The sequence below is a fragment of the Entomohabitans teleogrylli genome (assembly GCF_001484765.1).
Lineage (GTDB): Bacteria > Pseudomonadota > Gammaproteobacteria > Enterobacterales > Enterobacteriaceae > Entomohabitans > Entomohabitans teleogrylli.
On sequence record NZ_LLXO01000073.1, the window covers coordinates 1 to 1,942 of the forward strand.

Here is a 1,942-nt window from a genome sequence, read left to right on the forward strand (position 1 = left end):
ATGGCTATCGCAAGATCCATCTGGATCTGCGGGACAGCGGGCAACGGTGCGGAGTGAACAGAGTCTGGCGACTGATGAAACGAGTCGGGATAAAGGCTCAGATCGGTTACCGGAGCCCGCGGGCACGCAAAAACGAGGTCAGTATCGTGTCGCCTAACAGGCTCCAGAGACAGTTCAATCCGGATGCTCCGGATGAGCGTTGGGTAACGGACATAACCTACATCAGGACCCACGAAGGGTGGTTGTATCTTGCCGTGGTTGTTGATCTGTTCTCACGCAAGGTTATCGGCTGGTCAATGCAATCCCGGATGACAAAGGACATTGTTCTGAACGCACTGCTGATGGCTGTATGGCGGCGTAATCCCCAAAAACAGGTGCTGGTTCACTCAGACCAGGGCAGTCAATACACAAGTCATGAGTGGCAGTCGTTCCTGAAGTCACATGGTCTGGAAGGTAGCATGAGCCGTCGCGGTAACTGTCATGATAACGCGGTTGCAGAGAGTTTTTTCCAGCTACTGAAACGTGAACGGATAAAGAAAAAGATCTACGGAACGCGTGAAGAAACCCGTAGCGATATTTTTGATTACATCGAAATGTTTTATAACAGTAAACGTCGGCATGGTTCGAGCAATCAGATGTCACCGGCTGAATATGAAAACCAGTATTATCAACGGCTCGGAAGTGTCTAGATTATCCGTGGCGATTCATTGCGGTATTCAGTTAGGAGCTTCCTCTTCAGCCTCAACACCTATTTGTTCAAGTATAACTCTGGCCGCAAAGCCAATGCGATCCTGTTCCGTTTCCAGTTCTGATTTGATGGAAAAACCAAGATGAGCAAGTTCCGAAAATCCAAATAACCACATTATTTGTTGCTCAATTGTGGTCCCATTCTCGGTCACAATAGCCAGTAGTGAGTCGTTTGCCAGCTTGGCTATTACCAGCAGGTCTCCTGCTGAAGCTCTTCGTTCACCCACTTACTGGGGGCAGTGCCAAAGCTACCTGCAATGCAGGTAGCTTATTTCCTATGGATAGTCTACCATCAGGATCGTTTGACCACTGAAGCTCCCGGTTGTGCTGGTGCTGCCACTCAGCGTGGAGCTGATGCTCAGGCTCTGGGTTCCGGTCGAACCACTGATCGTCGAACCCAGCGCGGCGTTATTGACGCGCAACGTTGACTGCAGGCCGTTACTCAGCCGAATCGGATGGGTTAATGCCCGCAGGATGTATGTTGTATTACCGGAACACTGCATGTTCAGGGTGGTGGAGGCGACATGCCCGGAGGCCGCCGAGATATCCAGCGTACCGTGGCTGATATTGGTGCTGGGAGAGGTTGGCGCACACCAGATATCATTAGGTGGGGTACAGGTTGCATTGATACCCAGAGGTTCATATATGCCCGCCACGGTATGGAACCCTCCCATATATTTTACGCAGGTCACTTCACCCTGAAAGTACCAATACTGACCGTTGGTAAGGACAGAATTATAATTACCATTTGACAGCGCCTGCAAAGCGGGACCAACCTGCGCCCAGGTTGCCTCGGACCCGACGGACATACAACCATTGCCTATACTGATATTCGTACCCGTTGCATTTCCACAGACTGAAAGTGAGGTCCATTGCGTCGGCCGGGATTTAGTCTGGGCGACAATGCCGACAAAGCAGGTCGTCGAACCAGTTATGCCCACAGTCGCGCAGAAATTTGCCGTCGATTCGGCAGTGATCTGTGCCGGACGTACCGTGATATTGACTACCAGTGCGTTTCCGGAAGCACCAGTTCCCGTCACTGCCGTTACCGCAGGCCAGGAATAGGTGGTTGGGGCTGCATATATCCCGGGACTTATTAATAAAATTGCCAGCACAGACAGTTTTATATTATTCATTATGTTCGCCATGTATCTTCATTGAAATAATTACGATGTCAGATATGCTGCAAACGCGG

The 1,942-nt window shown here is 50.6% G+C and carries 3 protein-coding genes; 1 reads left to right on the top strand and 2 read right to left on the bottom strand.

Features of this window, described 5'->3' with window-relative positions:
* Positions 1–689 (top strand): IS3 family transposase (locus tag AQ981_RS25205; protein WP_058914504.1); only part of this gene is annotated, 689 nt, incomplete at its 5' end.
* Positions 690–716: 27 nt separating this feature from the next.
* Here the strand turns inward: AQ981_RS25205 and AQ981_RS25210 are convergent.
* Together AQ981_RS25210 and AQ981_RS25215 are read right to left on the bottom strand one after the other, a co-directional pair.
* Positions 717–974: a hypothetical protein gene (locus AQ981_RS25210; RefSeq protein WP_058914505.1), complete on the bottom strand. Its 258-nt coding sequence runs from the start codon at positions 972–974 to the stop codon at positions 717–719.
* Between the two features lie 48 nt (positions 975–1,022).
* The gene (locus AQ981_RS25215; RefSeq protein ID WP_154675986.1) at positions 1,023–1,787 is read right to left on the bottom strand and encodes a hypothetical protein; all 765 of its coding nucleotides are present in this window, start codon (positions 1,785–1,787) and stop codon (positions 1,023–1,025) included.
* Positions 1,788–1,942: the final 155 nt, after the last annotated feature.